At 66.0% G+C, this 15,117-nt stretch carries 19 protein-coding genes; all 19 read left to right on the top strand.

Annotated elements, in window-relative coordinates; genetic code table 11:
- Positions 1 to 513 (top strand): helix-turn-helix domain-containing protein, encoded by a 513-nt coding sequence (locus ACO2RV_RS04655; protein WP_423290312.1) that lies wholly within the window; start codon positions 1 to 3, stop codon positions 511 to 513.
- Complete coding sequence (locus ACO2RV_RS04650; RefSeq protein WP_423290310.1) at positions 510 to 1,733, top strand: chromosomal replication initiator protein DnaA; 1,224 nt, start codon at positions 510 to 512, stop codon at positions 1,731 to 1,733. Before ACO2RV_RS04655 ends, ACO2RV_RS04650 begins: the two co-directional genes overlap by 4 nt.
- Positions 1,730 to 2,068, top strand: a complete 339-nt coding sequence (locus ACO2RV_RS04645) for a hypothetical protein (RefSeq protein ID WP_423290308.1) — start codon at positions 1,730 to 1,732, stop codon at positions 2,066 to 2,068. The genes ACO2RV_RS04650 and ACO2RV_RS04645 overlap by 4 nt, the downstream gene beginning before the upstream one ends.
- Positions 2,065 to 3,531 carry a DNA methyltransferase gene (locus ACO2RV_RS04640; RefSeq protein WP_423290306.1) on the top strand — a complete coding sequence of 489 codons (1,467 nt, stop codon included), beginning with the start codon at positions 2,065 to 2,067 and terminating at the stop codon, positions 3,529 to 3,531. The genes ACO2RV_RS04645 and ACO2RV_RS04640 overlap by 4 nt, the downstream gene beginning before the upstream one ends.
- On the top strand, positions 3,528 to 3,839 hold the full coding sequence (locus tag ACO2RV_RS04635; protein WP_423290304.1) for a hypothetical protein: 312 nt from the start codon (positions 3,528 to 3,530) through the stop codon (positions 3,837 to 3,839). Before ACO2RV_RS04640 ends, ACO2RV_RS04635 begins: the two co-directional genes overlap by 4 nt.
- Before the next feature lie 18 nt (positions 3,840 to 3,857).
- Positions 3,858 to 4,625: a hypothetical protein gene (locus tag ACO2RV_RS04630; RefSeq protein ID WP_423290302.1), complete on the top strand. Its 768-nt coding sequence runs from the start codon at positions 3,858 to 3,860 to the stop codon at positions 4,623 to 4,625.
- Positions 4,622 to 5,671 carry a helix-turn-helix domain-containing protein gene (locus ACO2RV_RS04625; RefSeq protein WP_423290300.1) on the top strand — a complete coding sequence of 350 codons (1,050 nt, stop codon included), beginning with the start codon at positions 4,622 to 4,624 and terminating at the stop codon, positions 5,669 to 5,671. Before ACO2RV_RS04630 ends, ACO2RV_RS04625 begins: the two co-directional genes overlap by 4 nt.
- 121 nt (positions 5,672 to 5,792) lie before the next feature.
- Positions 5,793 to 6,440, top strand: a complete 648-nt coding sequence (locus ACO2RV_RS04620) for a hypothetical protein (protein ID WP_423290298.1) — start codon at positions 5,793 to 5,795, stop codon at positions 6,438 to 6,440.
- Between the two features lie 98 nt (positions 6,441 to 6,538).
- The gene (locus ACO2RV_RS04615; RefSeq protein ID WP_423290296.1) at positions 6,539 to 6,835 is read left to right on the top strand and encodes an HNH endonuclease; all 297 of its coding nucleotides are present in this window, start codon (positions 6,539 to 6,541) and stop codon (positions 6,833 to 6,835) included.
- A 91-nt stretch (positions 6,836 to 6,926) separates the two neighbouring features.
- Positions 6,927 to 7,403: a hypothetical protein gene (locus ACO2RV_RS04610; RefSeq protein WP_423290294.1), complete on the top strand. Its 477-nt coding sequence runs from the start codon at positions 6,927 to 6,929 to the stop codon at positions 7,401 to 7,403.
- Entirely contained in the window at positions 7,390 to 9,093 is a 1,704-nt protein-coding gene (locus tag ACO2RV_RS04605; RefSeq protein WP_423290292.1) for a terminase TerL endonuclease subunit, read from the top strand. The genes ACO2RV_RS04610 and ACO2RV_RS04605 overlap by 14 nt, the downstream gene beginning before the upstream one ends.
- 13 nt (positions 9,094 to 9,106) lie before the next feature.
- Complete coding sequence (locus ACO2RV_RS04600; protein ID WP_423290290.1) at positions 9,107 to 10,429, top strand: phage portal protein; 1,323 nt, start codon at positions 9,107 to 9,109, stop codon at positions 10,427 to 10,429.
- On the top strand, positions 10,419 to 11,294 hold the full coding sequence (locus tag ACO2RV_RS04595; RefSeq protein WP_423290288.1) for a head maturation protease, ClpP-related: 876 nt from the start codon (positions 10,419 to 10,421) through the stop codon (positions 11,292 to 11,294). Before ACO2RV_RS04600 ends, ACO2RV_RS04595 begins: the two co-directional genes overlap by 11 nt.
- A gap of 9 nt (positions 11,295 to 11,303) precedes the next feature.
- Positions 11,304 to 12,677, top strand: coding sequence for a phage major capsid protein (locus ACO2RV_RS04590; RefSeq protein WP_423290286.1), 1,374 nt, complete (start codon positions 11,304 to 11,306; stop codon positions 12,675 to 12,677).
- 71 nt (positions 12,678 to 12,748) lie between these two features.
- Entirely contained in the window at positions 12,749 to 13,036 is a 288-nt protein-coding gene (locus ACO2RV_RS04585; RefSeq protein ID WP_423290284.1) for a hypothetical protein, read from the top strand.
- A 1-nt stretch (position 13,037) separates the two neighbouring features.
- The gene (locus ACO2RV_RS04580) at positions 13,038 to 13,664 is read left to right on the top strand and encodes a hypothetical protein (RefSeq protein WP_423290282.1); all 627 of its coding nucleotides are present in this window, start codon (positions 13,038 to 13,040) and stop codon (positions 13,662 to 13,664) included.
- Entirely contained in the window at positions 13,661 to 13,999 is a 339-nt protein-coding gene (locus ACO2RV_RS04575) for a hypothetical protein (RefSeq protein ID WP_423290280.1), read from the top strand. The genes ACO2RV_RS04580 and ACO2RV_RS04575 overlap by 4 nt, the downstream gene beginning before the upstream one ends.
- Complete coding sequence (locus ACO2RV_RS04570) at positions 13,999 to 14,700, top strand: hypothetical protein (RefSeq protein WP_423290278.1); 702 nt, start codon at positions 13,999 to 14,001, stop codon at positions 14,698 to 14,700. The genes ACO2RV_RS04575 and ACO2RV_RS04570 overlap by 1 nt, the downstream gene beginning before the upstream one ends.
- The gene (locus ACO2RV_RS04565; protein ID WP_423290276.1) at positions 14,700 to 15,110 is read left to right on the top strand and encodes a phage tail terminator-like protein; all 411 of its coding nucleotides are present in this window, start codon (positions 14,700 to 14,702) and stop codon (positions 15,108 to 15,110) included. Before ACO2RV_RS04570 ends, ACO2RV_RS04565 begins: the two co-directional genes overlap by 1 nt.
- The last annotated feature ends 7 nt before the right edge of the window (positions 15,111 to 15,117 follow it).

Genomic DNA, 15,117 nt, shown 5'->3' with positions numbered 1-15,117 from the left:
ATGGCGATGCTCTCTCCCGACGCCCGCCGCGCCAAGCTCGCCGAGCACATTGCCGGGCTGCGGCTCGACCTTGATGCCGAGCGGCGGCTCGCGGCGCAGGCCGGTGTCAATCTCCGCATCTGGCGCAATGCCACCCTGGCGCGGCCGATCAGCGCCGACGCGCATATGGCGATCTGCGCCGTGTTGTTCATCGACCCCGTCAGCCTTCACGCGCTGGCGACCTTTGCGCCGTGGCTCGGGCCGGCGTGCTGGGCGACACTCGGCGCCGGGGTGCGGGTGGCGCGCCATCTGAACGGGCATTCGGTGCGCGAGGCGGCATCAACCGCCGGGGTTTCCGCCGCCACCGTCTCGCGCTGCGAGAACGGGCGCGCGCTGAGCTTCGACGCGCTCGCCCGGCTCGCCTCCTATGTCGGCCAGCACCCGCATGCCTATACGGCGCGCCCGTTTCCGCCGCCCGGCTCCACGGGAAACACCCACTGTAACACCCTGAAAACACAGGAGGCGTTGCCATGAGCGGCCCCTTGCCGGACGATCCGCCGGACTTTCTGAGCCGCGAGGCTTTGCTCCAGCATTATGCCGAGGTCCGCACACGCCTGCGGACCGGCACCGCGCGCACCAATATCGTGCCGCTGGCAGTGCCGAGGCCCGCCCGCGCCGCGCCGCCACCGGCGCAGGCGCAGGCAGCCGCGGCCGTCCCGGTGGTCGTCCCCTCGCCGCTGGACCCGCGCCACAACCTCGCGCAGTTCTGCATCGGCGACAGCAACCGCATGGCGCATGCCGCCGCGCTGGCGCTGATCCAGCGGCCGGAGACGGCGCGGGCCTATACCCCGCTCTATCTCCACAGCGCGGCCGGCTTGGGCAAGACGCATCTCCTGCACGCCATCGCGGCGCAGGCGGGCGTGTCCGCGCTGTATCTGACCGCCGAGGCGTTCCAGTCCGGCTATCTCGCGGCGCTGGCCGCGCGGCAGGGCGACGTGTATCGCGACCGGCTGCGCGCGGTCGACATGCTGCTGATCGACGACGTGCAGCTGATCCCCGCCGCCATGGCGCGGCTCGCTTTGGGCAATGCGCTCAACTCCATGGTGGATGCCGGCAAGCATGTGGTGCTGAGCGCCAACGTGCCGCCGGACGAGCTTGAGGGCTATGACAGCTGGCAGCGCTCGCGCATCAGCAGTGGGCTGGTGCTGGAAATCCTGCCGCCGGAGGCGGAACTACGCCACGCCATCCTTGCGCAGAGCTGCGCGGCGCGCGGGGCGGTGCACCAGGTGCGGCCGGAGGTGCTTTCCTTCATCGCCGGCCAGCCGGGCCTGAGCGGGCGCGATCTTGAGGCCGTGCTGAACCGCGTGCTGCTGCATGCGGAGATGACCGGCGCGCCGCTGGCGCTGGACGACGCCGACGCGATGCTGGGCACCCTGCTGCGCGCGCGCGAGCCGAGGCGGGTGCGGATCGACGACATTCTGCGTGTCGTGGCCAAGCACTACAGCGTCACCCGCGCCGACCTGATGTCGCAGCGGCGCACCGCCACTGTGGTGCTCCCGCGCCAGGTCGCGATGTATCTCGCCAAGACGCTCACCCTGCGCTCGCTGCCGGAGATCGGCCGGCGCTTCGGCGGGCGCGACCACACCACCGTGCTGCATGCGGTGCGCAAGATCGCCGGGCTGGTGGCCAGCGATGCCGCTCTCGACGCCGAGTTGCGCGGGCTGGCGGCAGATCTGCGGGAGGGCGGGGCGTGAGCTATTCCCTCCACGACCTTCCGGCGCAGATCGCCAGCAAGATCGAGCTTTGCCAGATCAAGGGGTGCTGGCTGTGGACCGGCTCGACCAGCGGGACCGGGCGCGGCGGCGGCTATGGCCGCCTGACGTGGCGAGGCGCCACCTGGGCGACGCACAAGCTGACATGGCTGCTCTCCGGCGGGCGCCTGCTGCGTCCGCGCGAGCAGCTGGACCATGAGTGCCGGGTGCGGCGCTGCTGCAACCCCGCGCACCTCAAGCCGATGTTTCAGCGGCGGAACATGCAGCTGGCGCATGCGCGCAAGCGCGCCGTGTTCGTTGCGGAGGCGGTACGATGAACGGCGAGACCTTCCTCGACGGCCGCGTGACGCTGTTTTGCGGCGACAGCCGCGACGTGATCGACACGCTGGCGCCCGACAGCATCGACCATTGCGTGTGCGACCCGCCCTATGCGCTGGTGTCGATCGGAAAGCGGTTCGGCAAGGATGGCGCCGCGCCGGCCAAGGGCAATGACGCTTATGCCCGCGCCTCCTCCGGCTTCATGGGCCAGAGCTGGGATACCGGCGAGGTGGCCTTCTCCGCCGCGTTCTGGCGCAAGGTTTTTCGCGTGCTCAAGCCCGGCGGGCATGTGATCGCCTTCGGCGGCACGCGGGCCTATCACCGGCTCGCCTCCGCGATCGAGGATGCGGGCTTTGAAAAGCGCGATTCCATCGCCGAGGCGTGCAGCCTTGACCCGACCGTGCGCGCCTTCGTCGACAGCCTCGACGCGGCGCAGCTCGACGCCTTCCTGCGGCTGGCCGACCTGATCGGCTTCGAGGGGCTGCTGGCGTGGGTCTACGGCACCGGGTTCCCCAAGTCGCACAATGTCAGCAAGGCGATCGACCGGCAGAATGGCGATGCGCGGCCGGTGGTCGGGCACGAGCGGATCTCGAATGATATTCGCGGCGGGGCTCTGCTGGATGTCGCTCATGATGGCGAGCGCCCCGGATTCGTGCGCGCCATCACTTCGGCGGCTTCGGCGGCTTGGGATGGCTGGGGTACGGCGCTGAAGCCGGCCTGGGAACCGATCGTGCTGGCGCGCAAGCCGCTCGTCGGCACTGTCGCCGAGAACGTGCTCGCCCATCGCACCGGCGCGCTGAATATTGACGGGTGCCGGATAGGCACGGAGGGCGGCACCAAGGGCTGCGACGCCGGCCCTAGCGCCGGCATTCTCGGCAATGGACTGAATGGCCGCTTCGGTGAGGCTGTCCCCGGGCTGGGCCGGCACCCGGCCAACATCATCCATGACGGCAGCGACGAGGTGGTGGCGGCTTTTCCGGTTGCGCCCGGCGCGCTGGGTGTTGTGAGCGGCAATGAGCCATCTTCACCCTTCGCGAATGTCTACGGCGACATGCCGGCGCGCGGCGGGAGGGCTGTGCCGCGAGGCGACGGCGGCTCGGCCGCGCGCTTCTTCTATTCCGCCAAGGCGGATGCGGATGATCGCCTCGGCTCCAAACACCCGACCGTTAAGCCGGTCGACCTGATGCAGTGGCTGGTGCGGCTGGTGTGCGCGCCCGGCGGCACGGTGCTCGATCCCTTTGCCGGCACCGGCACCACGGGCGAGGCCGCGTGGCGCGAGGGCTGCAAGGCGGTGCTGATCGAGCGCGAGCCGAAATTCCAAGCCGATATACGGCGCCGCATGGCGCTGTGCACCGCCGGCAGCCATGCCCGCCGCCGTGCTGGGGCGTTGGCCCGTGCCGAGGCCGAGGGCAGGGCACCCGACTTCGGACCTCTCTTCTCCAAACCGGACGCCGCAGAATGACGCGCGAGTTTCTTCCCTCCCGCCGCGCTGCGGCGAGCTTTGACTTTCTGGTGGGCGGCATCTGCTACACCGCCACGCTCGGCTATTTCGACGATGGCCGCGTCGGCGAAGTGTTCGTCGACGGCCCAAAGTCCGGCTCCGACGCCGAGACGAACGGCTCTGACGCCGCCGCCATCCTCTCCGTCGCGCTGCAATATGGCGTGCCGCCGGAGGCCTTCACGCGCTCCATGCAGCGCGACAGCGAAGGCCGCCCGCTCGGCCCGATCGGCGTGGTGGTGGATCTCCTCGTGGCACGGGGGGAGGGATAGGTGGACAACCCCTCTCCCATGCGCGTTCTCGTCGGCTGCGAGACATCGGGTGTCGTTCGCCGGGCCTTCGAGGCCTACGGTCACGACGTGTGGTCGGTCGATCTTCTGCCGGCCGAGGACCGCAGCAACCGGCATATCATCGGCGATGTGCGCGACCTTCTCGGCGAGGGTTGGGATCTGCTCGCGGTGATGCATCCGCCGTGCACGCGGCTCTGCAACAGCGGCGTTCGCTGGCTGACCGAACCGCCGACCAAGCTCAATGAGACCTATAGCCTTGCTGAGATTGAGGCATATGCAGGCATGGATCGGGAGGCGCGCCTTGCCTTCATGTGGCGCAAGCTGGATGAGGGTGCGGCACTTTTCTCCGAGTGTTGGAATGCGCCGATCGAGCGCATCTGTGTCGAAAACCCTGTCATGCACGGCCATGCCCGCGAGCGGGTTCGTGACTGGCGCAAGCCTCAGACGGTGCAGCCGTGGTGGTTCGGGGAGCCAGCGTTCAAGGCGACGGGGCTCTATCTGCGGGGCCTGCCGAAACTTGTGGCCACGAACCGACTGACGCCGCCGAAGGCCGGCACAGAGGAGCATAAGGCTTGGTCACAGGTGCATCGCGCCAGCCCCGGCCCCGACCGGTGGAAGGATCGCAGCCGGACCTATGAAGGCATCGCTGCGGCGATGGCGGCGCAGTGGACCACAGCCTTTGCCAGCCATGTCATGACCGCGCCTGTGGTCATGAACAGCGGCGCCGGGCCGGGCCAACCTGCCTCCGAACTGGAGGCGGCGGAATGAGCCACGAGGCGCAGACATGGGTGTCGAAACTTGACACCAGGCTGGGGCCGAGCACGCGGTTCGTGCTCGTGGCGCTGGCGAACTATGCCAATGACGACGATCTGGCGTGGGTGGCTCGCCGCCGGATCGCCGAATACACCGAGCTGAGCCTCGCCACGGTCACCCGCTCGCTGCGCGAGCTGGAGGAGCGTGGGCTGATCGCGCGCGAGGAACGCACCCGCGACAATGGCTCGCGCACCACGGACATGATCCGTCTCAATGTCGGATTTGTGCCCGCGCCGACCACCCCCCCTTGTCATGGTGATGAGGGGGGTACTCCTCACAGTGACAAGGCCCCCTTGTCACAGTGCGCAGGGGGCCTTGTCACTGTGACGAGGCCTGATCCTAAAGATGATCCTAAAGAAGAAATAACCCCCCATAGCCCCCCCGAGGGGGGCGTGGCGCGGAAGATCAAATCCGGGATTGGGGAAGAGGAAGGGGCAGCGGACCCGCTGCTCGACGCGCTGCTGGCGATCCTCCAGCCGGACCCGACGTTCAACCTGAAGGCTACACGGCGGCGTTGGCGGCGGATGACGCCGGCTGCCCGACAGGAGGCCGTCGCCGGCGCGCAGCGCTTCGTCGACCATTGCCGGGCGAACAAGCGCCGCCTGCCGGACCCGCCGAGCTATCTCGCCGACGAGCGCTGGAAGACCACGGCCAATCTGCCGGCGCCCGCACCTAAGCCTGAGGCGGCGCCGCGTCCTGTCGAAACCGATCCGCTCAAGCGGGTGGTGGAATGGGCGCTGAGCGACAAGGCGGATCGGGCGTCCTGGGTGTTCGTCGCCGAGGGCTCGGATGCGTGGCGGGACTGGCACCGGGCCTTCATCGCGACCGGTTACGGCCATCGGTTCATGCGCGGCAAGCCTCAGTTCCTGCCGCAGCCCGGCGGCGGGTTTGGCTACAGCGAGCCGGGGCGAATGTTCCCGCTGCCACGGCCCGGCGGGCATGGCGCCGATCCTCCGCCTTTGGAGCGGCCGAGTGACGACGACATTGCCGACAATCTGTGAATTGAGGGGAACGGACATGGCACGAGCGGGAAGGCCGAGGAAGCCCGGCAAGCGCAAGCCCTGCGGGAGGCGGCGTAACTCTGAGGTGCGGGCGGATACGAAGCGGAACGACGTTCGCAGCGTGGTGTTCGACCAGCCACACCGGCGCTGGCTGGCGGATGCGCAGCGGCGCGACCAGCAGGCCGAGAGTGAGATCGGGCGGCTGCATCTGAGCAAGCAGATCTCCGAAGCGCAGTATTGGGCGGCGGATCGCTATCGCTCGCTCGTGGCGCAGTTCCGGCTGGTGATGGCGACGCCGATGCAGACATGCACGGCGCTCGGTCATGTCGTCGCAAATCCTGTGGATGAGGATGCATGGCGGCGTGGCGAGAGCGGCAAGGCGGAGCGGCCGGAGAGTGACGAAGAGATGCGCAAGCGCGTGCTCAAGCAGCACGGCGGCGTGCTAGGCGTTCTGCGCGAACTGGATGATGGACGAGAGATTAGCCGCGTGTTGGATGCCATCGTGATTGATGATCGACCATGCTCCAGCCGCGCTTTGCTTGTCTCCCGGCAGGGACCGCGTACGGGTGTAGCCATGCCGGAGCGAATTATACGCAAGGGAGAGCTGACATTGCTCAAGCGGGGCCTGAGTGCTCTTTGCGGCCTCTGGCACATGCAGGAGGATGCGGCGGGCCACAAGCGCCCGGTGCGGGTGCTGGGCACGGCGCAGGAGCGGCAGGCGTGGGGTCGGGAGGAAAAAGAGGTTCATTTCGTCTACACCGACGATTGACGCTCTCTACGAACACGGGTAGGGGTACGAAATACACGATGAAGTCCTGTGCCCGGAGCTGAAAAGCGGCCGGGCATTGTCGTTTCTGGAGGGTTGCGATGCCATCGGCGCGCCCCTCATCGCCACCATGGAAGCGCTGGTACAAGACGGCTCGCTGGGAGCAAACCCGCCAGTCCGTCTTCGCCCGCGACCTGTTCACCTGCAAGATGGCCGGATGTAGCGTGCTCATCACCGAGCGGCGCATGCTGGTGTGCGACCATGTCCGCCCGCATCGTGGTGATGAGCGGCTGTTCTGGTCAGAGGACAATCTGCAGACGCTCTGCAAGCCGTGCCACGACAAGCGCAAGCAGGCCGAGGAACAGGGTTCGCTGCAACAGCGCGGCGTCTGGCACTGACCGTTGCCGCCTTCAGGCCGGGGGGTACCAAAAGTCTGGCACCCCTTGGGCCCCGGACCGGCTTGGGCGTCATTCAGAGGATTTTTTTTCGATGGCCGAGGAATTTGACCTCTTCGGCATGCCCATCCTGCCTCGCGGTGAAACACGGGGGAGGCCGAAGCATGCCGCCTCTCTCGAAAACCGCAATCGTGTCAACATGTTACTGGCCCTTGGCTGGTCCAATGACCGGATTGCCGGTGCTCTCGGCATCACTCTGCCGACGTTTCGCAAGCATTATTTTTCCGAGCTGAAGTACCGCGCCGTGGCGCGTGACCGGCTCGACATGCGGCGCGCCGAATTGCTGTGGCGGCAGGTCGAAGGCGGCAATGTCGGTGCCATGCGTGAATTCGGACGGCTGGTGGAGAAGAACGACACCATGCGTGCCGAGCGCGAAATGGCGGAGCGTCCACCCCCGCCGCAGCCGGAGCGGCTGGGCAAAAAGGTGGTCGACAAGCAACGCGCCATGGATGCCGACGCCGAGCTGACCGCCGAGCTGGAGCGAGAGGCAAGCCACAATGCCCGCCATTGAGGCCCTGCCGCGCTTTGCGTGCCCGGACTGGTGGGAGCGGATGCAGGCCGGCATGACGCCCATGGCTGATGTGCCGCTCAACTCTGCACGCGCCGCCAAGGCGCAGGCGTTTTTCAACCGGCTGCGCTTGCCGGACGTGACCGGCAACCCGCCACTTTCTGAAGCGTGCGGCGACTGGTTTCGGGACGTTCTGTGCGCTTTCCTCGCCAGCGAGGATGCGGAGACCAAGCAGCGGCTCGTCTGGGAGCTGCTCTGCATGGTGCCGAAGAAGAATTCGAAGACCACCTATGTCGCCGCACTCGGCCTGACTGCGCTCTTTATGGAGGATGCGCCCAACCGGCAGATGATGATCGTGGCGCCGAGCCAAAACATCTCGGTGCGATGTTTCGAGCAGGCGCAGGGCATGATCCGCATCGATCCGCGCCTGCGCGATATCTTTCAGGTGCAGGACAGCGAGAACCGCATTACGCGGAAAACGACGGGCACTCGCCTCGACGTGAAGACCTTCGACACATCGATCGTGACGGGAGAAATCCCGTTGCTGACGATCATCGACGAATTGCACGAGCTGGGTAAGAAGCCGAAGGCTGCGGCGGTGATGCAGCAGATCCGTGGTGGTGGCATCACGAAGCAGCGCGGCCAGGTGCTGATGATCACCACTCAGTCCGATGAGCAGCCGGCGGGCATCTGGAAGCTGGAGCTGGAGAAGGCGCGCAAGATCCGCGACGGCGTCGGCGGCCTGTCACCGATCATGTTGCCAGTGCTGTACGAATTTCCCCGTGAGCAGCAGCTTGACCAGGCGTTCTGGCGGGACGTGAAGAACTGGGATCTGGTTCTTCCGAACCTTGACCGTTCAATCGACCGGCAGGCGCTCATTGATGACTACGAGAATAATGGTCGTGCCAGTCAGCACGCCGAGCACATCTGGCTGTCTCAGCATCTCAATATTGAGATCGGCGTTGGCACGGGCGACGACACCTGGCGTGGTCGCGACTATTGGGCCGACCGCGCCGATAAGACGCTTACCCTCGACGAGCTGATCGCGCGAAGCGAGGTTGCAGTTGTCGGCTGTGACGGTGGCGGCCTGGATGATCTTTTCGGGCTCTGCGTCATAGGCCGCGAGAAGGAAACTCGCCGCTGGTTGGTGTGGAACCATGCCTATGCGCATCCGAGCGTGAAGGAAACACGCAAAGATATCGCTTCACGCCTTGCCGATTTCGAGGAAGAGGGGTCGCTTACCTTCTGCGAGGTCAGCACCTACGTCGATGAAATCGCCAGCACGGTCGAGCGCCTCCATAGCGCAGGGCTCCTGCCGGCTAAGGATGGTGTCGGGTTCGACCCGAACAACATCGCGGCATTTATCGACGCGCTGGCCCAGAGGGGCATCGAAGGCCCGGCGCTTCGCCGTCTCTTGCAAGGCCCGGCGCTGTCTCCTGCGCTATGGGGGCTGGAACACAAGCTCAGCGACGACACCATGAGCCATTCCGGCTACGCGCTGATGAACTGGTGCGTCGGCAACGTCAAAGTCGAGGTGAAGGGCAACGGCAACATGGCGACCAAGCAGGCCGCCGGCCGGGCCAAAATCGATCCATTCATCGCCATGCTCTGCGCGGCGATCCTCATGAGTTGGAACCCGACCGCAAGCGGCGGGCCGTCCATCTATGAGACCCGTGGCATTCGGATGGTGTGAGCAGATGGGATTGATGGATCTGTTCCGCCGCAGCGCGCCCGCTTCGGCGTCGATCGCGCATGCCTCGCCGCATGCCGAGGGCGCGTCGTTTCTGTCGATGGATGACCCGCGTGTCGTCGAGTTCCTGCGCTTTGGCGATGTGACGGCGACGGGCATCACAGTAAACGTCGAGCGCGCGCTGAAGAACCCGGCGATGTTCCGGGCCGTGAGCGTGATCAGCTTTGCCATCGGGATGCTTCCGCTTCAGCTGATCCATGAGGAGACCAAAAAGAAGGCGACGGAACATCCCCTGTACCGCGTTCTCCATAGGCGTCCGAACGGCTGGCAATCCGCCTTCGACTTCCGCACGCTCATGCAGTTGCGGGCTTTGGTGAAGGGCAACGGGTACGCCTTGGTGCTGCGCTCTACCGACCTTCGCAACCGGGGTGTGGAGAAGGTGAGCGGGCTCGTCCCGCTTGATCCCGATCGCACCGAGGTCAAGCAGCTCGATGACTGGTCTGTCGTCTATGACTACCAGCCCAAGAATGGAGCACGGATCCGCTACAGCTCGCGCGACATTCTCCATCTTCGCGGGCTCTCGCTCGACGGTATTTCCGGCCTGTCGACCGTCAAGCAGGCGGCCGAGCCGATCGCCCTTGCGCTTGCCGCGCAACTGGCGGCGGGCCGCATGTTTAAGAACGGTTCTTTCGTTGGCGGTGCGCTCACGCACCCCGGCAAGCTGTCCGATCCGGCCTTTGATCGTCTCAAGGCCAGCCTCGCGGAAAAGGAAGGCGCCGATAACGCCGGCAAGAATCTCATCCTTGAAGAGGGGATGAAGTACGAAGCCTATTCCTCGACCGCCCGCGACGCGCAGCTGATCGAGATCCGCAAAATGCAGATCGAGGAGATCGGCCGTGCCACGGGCGTTCCTCGCCCGCTGCTCATGATGGACGACACCAGCTGGGGTTCCGGCATCGCCGAGCTTGGCCGTTTCTTCGTGCAGTTCGCGCTAAACCCGTGGTTCGAGGCGTGGCAGCAAGCCTGCGAAAGAACCCTCCTCTCGGACACCGAGGCGGACGCTCTGACGATCAAATTCAATGCCGGCGCGCTACTGCGCGGCAGCGTCAAGGATCAGGGCGATTTCTTCGCCAAGGCGCTCGGCTCGGGCGGCCAGGCCGCTTTCATGACGCAGAACGAGGTGCGGGACATGCTCGACATGCCCCGAATTGACGGTGGCGACGAGCTTGGAAAAGGCGCCATGGGCCACAATGGCGGGCCTGCCCTCGATGATCCTGAAGATGTCCCGGCGAGGAAGCCGGCGCGCTCCACCAAGAAGGAAAACGACGATGAGGACTAGCCATCCGCGCGTCATGGCGGGCGTGCGCCCTGGCGCCATGCCTCTTCCGGTTCGCCAGGATGTGCATGCTTTCACGAAGCCCGAGGTTTTTGACCGCTGGTCCGCCGACGCTGCTGGTGTGCGCGCGCTGGAGGTTGGCGACAACGTCATCACGATGTTCGATGTCATCGGCGATGACTATTGGTCGGGTGGCGGCGTGACGGCGAAAAGGGTCGCCTCGCAGCTGCGCGCCATCGGCGACCGGCCCGTCGAGGTGCAAATCAACAGTCCCGGCGGGGACATGTTCGAGGGGATCGCAATCTTCAACGTGCTCCGCGAGCATTCGCAGAGCGTCACGATCAAGGTCATGGGCATGGCCGCTTCGGCGGCATCCATCATCGCCATGGCCGGCGATCGTATCGAGATCGGCGCGGCGTCGTTCCTGATGATCCATAATTGCTGGGTCGTGGCTATCGGCAACCGGCACGACTTGCGCGAAACGTCCGAATGGCTGGAGCCGTTCGACCAGGCCATGGTGGATCTGTACGCGGCACGTACCGGCCAGAAAGCTGGCGACGTGATCAAGTGGATGGATGCCGAAACCTATATGTCCGGCTCTCAGGCGATCGAGCGTGGCTTCGCCGAAGCCCTGCTCTCCGCCGACCGGATGGTCAGCGACGATGAGGTGAAGACCAGCGACAGGCAGATCAACGATCTGCGCGCGATGGAGCTTAGTCTCGTCTGCGCGGGCATGACGCGCTCGGATGCGCGCGCCCGAATCAACAAGATCAAGGGCACGCCAGGCGCTGCCCTTAAGGACCCCACGCCGGGCGCTGGGGAAGACTGGTCCGGCATCGCCGGCCTTATCGCAACCCTCCGCTCATAGGAGCTTCCAATGCGGACTTTTGTATATGCGGCGATCGCATTCGCCGCGGTGATCGCGCTCGGCCATTTGCTTCCCGCCGAGGCGCTTCCCGCCTCCGGCGTCGCCATGGCGATTTTTGCCATGCCCGCCGCTCACTCGGTGCGCCCGCCGCGCATCGATCTGACCTCCACCATGCTGACGCCGCCGCGCGCGGTCGTCGTTTCGCCGCGTGCCGACGCCAATGATCCCAAGGCCATGGTCGCGGCGCTGCAGAAGGCGTTCGACGAATTCAAGGCCGCCAATGATGAGAAGCTGAAGGCCAAGGCCGACGTTGTTCTGGACGAGAAGGTTCAGAAGATCGATGCGGCGGTCGATGGCTTTCAGAAGGCGATCGACGACCTGAATGCCAAGATGGCAGCGCAGGCCGCTGGCGGCAGCGTCATCGGCGATCTGCCGGCGGACCCTGAGTATGTGAAGGCCTTCAAAGCGCACATGCGTAAGGGTGATGTTTCCGCAGCCATCACGAAGGGGACGGACTCCGAAGGTGGCTATCTCGCCCCCGTGGAGTGGGATCGCACCATCACCGGCAAGCTCAAGCTGATTTCGCCGATCCGGGCCAATGCGCGCGTCATCAGTATCACCACGGCGGGCTTCAAGAAGCTGTTTACGGATCGTGCGGTCGGCTCCGGCTGGGTCGGCGAGACCGCCGCGCGTCCCGCGACCAGCACGCCGACCTTCGCCATCCTCGACTTCACCCCCGGCGAAATCTACGCCAACCCGGCCATCTCGCAGGGTTCGCTCGACGATGCGGCGATCAATCTGGAGGAGTGGCTTGCGGGCGAAGTCGACACCGAGTTCGCGCGTCAGGAGGGCATCGCCTTCCTCTCGGGCGATGGCGTCAACAAGCCCTTCGGCATCCTGACCTACGTCACCGGCGGGACGAATGCTGCCAAGCACCCCTGGGGCGCGATCCCGGTCGTGAATAGCGGCGCCGCCGCCGCGCTTACCGCCGACGGGATTCTCAGCCTCTTCTATGACCTTCCCTCTGCTTTCCGGCAGGGCGCCAAGCTCTACACCAATCGCGGCTCGCAGGCGGCGATGCGCAAGCTGAAGGACGGCCAGAACAACTATCTCTGGCAGCCGTCCTTCTCGCAGGGCCAGCCCGCCACGCTGGCCGGCGAAGCCATCGTCGAGATTCCCGACATGCCGGCGATCGCCGCCGGTGCGATCGCGGCGCTCTACGGCAACATGGAAGAGACGTATCTCGTCGTCGATCGTGTCGGCATCCGCGTGCTGCGCGACCCCTTCACCAACAAGCCTTTCGTGCACTTCTACACCACGAAGCGGGTCGGCGGCGGCGTCTTCAATCCGGAGCCCATGCGCGCCCTCAAGATCTCCGCGTGACCTGATCGCGCGAGCAGGCGGCGGACCACGGCCCGCCGCTTTTTCATTTCCATCTGCAATGGAGGCTTACGATGGCACCCAAGTCCACCACGGCGCCGGCCAAAAGCGCCGGTACTGCGCAGGTCGTGCCCGCCACAGTCGTGACGCCGGAGGGCGAAAAGCCGGCGAACATCTCGCCGGCCGATAGCTTCTCTCCCTCGGGCGCCCCGAACCAGACCGTTCCGGATCTTGACCTCTCGCATCCGGCGATCGACGCCAACCCGCGCGCCGGGACGGTCGAAGCGCAGAACCGCATCGACATGAACGACCCTCACCTCTCTGGGGCCGCCGCTGTCGCCAAGAACCTGAAGGGCGAGTGACATGACGGTGATCGTCGTCGAGCCGGCGCAGCCTTTACTCGATGCCTCCGCACTAAGGCGATTGGTGCCCGGCCTCGATGGGCTCGACGACGATCATCTGAACATGCTCATCTCGGTAGCCCAGCAGTCGATTGAACCGCCCTTGGGGTGGGCGCGATGTGCCTTCGGCCGTCAGACCCTCGAAATGGTCATGGACGGCTTCGCGTCCGCGCTAGCGGTGATTGATCTGCCGCATCCGCCGCTGAGAAGCATCGTCTCCATCACTTTCGAGCAAGCGCCAGGGGGCGCCATCACCCTGCCGGAGACGGCCTATTGGGTATTCTCGGACGGCCTGTTCGGCGCCGTGCGCCCGGCGGTCGGCACGGCATGGCCGAGTGGATGCGGCATTGCGCGCATCCGTTATGTTGCCGGATACGACGCGGCCGATCCCCGCCTGCTACCTGCAAAGCAGGCCATCGCCCTTTCCGTGCAGGCTCTCCGTGTCTTCGCCCGTGAAGACCTCTTCCTAAAGCGCGAGAAGACAGACGGCGTCGGCGAAAGGGAATGGGCTGTCTCGCCTTCCGCCGAGCGCATGATGCGCGATGCCGCCGATCGTCTTCTGCAGCCCTACCGGATCCCACGCGTATGAGCCCGGCCGAGGCGATTGCCATGCTGGACCGCGCGCTCGCGGCCAATGGCGAGGATGTCGTGCTGCGACGCATGACGCATCTCGGCACCACGTCGACCCCTGCCGACCGGCCCGGCATTCGTGCGCATGTGCGCGGCTATCGGCCTGACGAGCTGGTGGGCAACATCGCGCAGGGCGACCGCCAGGTGATCCTTTCGCCGTCCGGTCTCGACGGCGATCTGCCGAAGCGCGGGGATCTGGTCCTGATCGCAGGACGCAGCTGCATGATCGAGGCGGCGGCCGAGATCCGCGTGGGTGGCGTCGTGGTGCGGATCGAGCTGCAGGTGAAGGGCTGATGGCATACGTCACCACCAAGATCGAGCCAATCGAGCGCAGTATCGTGCTGGCGATCCGAGAAGGCGAACCGCCGGCCGAGCGTGGCGTGCGTCTGGCCGGTTACGCCCGGCAGGCGATCGCCGAGGCGCAGGAAGTGAACCGCCGCGCGATCGGCCGCGTGCCGCCGCATGAGACCTTCGTGGACGGGCGGCAGGGGGCGCCGCTGGAGAGCGTGCGGCCGGATGGCGTGATCGTCGCCGAGTTCGAACTGCTCGGCGAGCTGTTCGCGTGGATCGGCGACATGCTGGTGAAAAACTCACCCGTCCTGACCGGCGACTATGCCGCCCGCCATGTGTTCTTCGCCGATGGCGTCGCCGTCGATCCCGGCGGCGCGGTGCCGGCGGCGGGAGAGTATGTGTTCCTCAACATCCAGCCCTATGCCCGCAAGATCGAGCGCGGGCTGTCGGGGCAGGCGCCGGATGGCGTTTATGAATCCGTCGCGCTGATGGCGCGCAGGCGTTTCGGCAACGTCGCCAGCATCAAGTTCTCGTTCCGGTCGTTTCAGGAAGGCGGCATTACCGCTTACATCCCGACCGGCACGGCCCTGATGCGCAATCGGACCAAGCGTGGGCGTTTTGCCGCGACGCCGCAGGCGATGGCGGAGGCGCGCGCGAGAGAGCACGCCACCCGCCAGCCCGCCATCGTGATCACGGTGCGCTGATGGCCTCTGCAGCTGTGATGTCGGCGGTGAAAGCCCGCCTTGACGCCTTTTGGACCCGCACGCCGATCGTCTACCCGAATGAGGGCGCCGAGCCGCCGGCCGATGGCTCGGCTTTTCTCGCGCTGCAATATCCGGTGGCGGGCGAGCATGCGGCGAGCATGGGCGCGCCGGGCGCCAATGTGCAGCGTGAGACCGGCACAATCCGCTTCGTGCTGAAAATACGCAGCGGCGCCGATGTCATCGCCTTCGCGGCCTGGCTCGATGATCTGCGCACGCATTTCCGGCACGAGACCTTCGGGCCGGTGCGTACCTTCAGTGCCTCCCCCGGCGTCCTCGACGATCGGGCCGATAATGGCGGCTATTTCGCGATGAGCGCGGCCGTCGAGTTCGAAGCCGACTTCCTCGGCTGATCTCCCC

It is taken from the genome of Ancylobacter sp. VNQ12, assembly GCF_049445835.1.
Lineage (GTDB): Bacteria > Pseudomonadota > Alphaproteobacteria > Rhizobiales > Xanthobacteraceae > Ancylobacter.
The sequence above is the reverse complement of the archived record's forward strand: the minus strand, read 5'-3'. Positions and strand labels throughout refer to the sequence as shown.